Genomic DNA, 417 nt, shown 5'->3' on the forward strand with positions numbered 1-417 from the left:
GCTATTCCCAGTGAAAGCTGCGACGAAAAACGCGTAGTACATCGTATTATAGAAGAGATGGAAAAAGTCGGCTTCGATAAAGTTGAAATCGACCCGATGGGCAACGTTCTCGGTTATATCGGCCACGGCCCGCGTCTGGTGGCAATGGACGCTCATATCGATACCGTCGGCATTGGCAACATCAAAAACTGGGACTTCGATCCGTACGAAGGCATGGAAACTGATGAGCTAATCGGTGGTCGCGGTACTTCCGACCAAGAAGGCGGCATGGCATCTATGGTTTATGCCGGTAAAATCATTAAAGACCTCGGTCTGGAAGATGAATATACCCTGCTGGTTACCGGTACTGTGCAGGAAGAAGACTGCGACGGTCTGTGCTGGCAGTACATTATTGAACAATCCGGCATTCGCCCGGAA

1 protein-coding gene is annotated in these 417 nt (G+C 50.1%); it reads left to right on the forward strand.

Translation table 11 applies throughout. The annotated features are described in order from the left end of the window. Positions 1-144 precede the first annotated feature (144 nt). A partial coding sequence (locus tag ACEWB7_RS18125; protein WP_411581105.1) for a M20/M25/M40 family metallo-hydrolase occupies positions 145-417 on the forward strand: 273 nt, incomplete at its 3' end.

This window comes from Acinetobacter sp. NIOH-H-8, from assembly GCF_046635365.1.
Lineage (GTDB): Bacteria > Pseudomonadota > Gammaproteobacteria > Pseudomonadales > Moraxellaceae > Acinetobacter.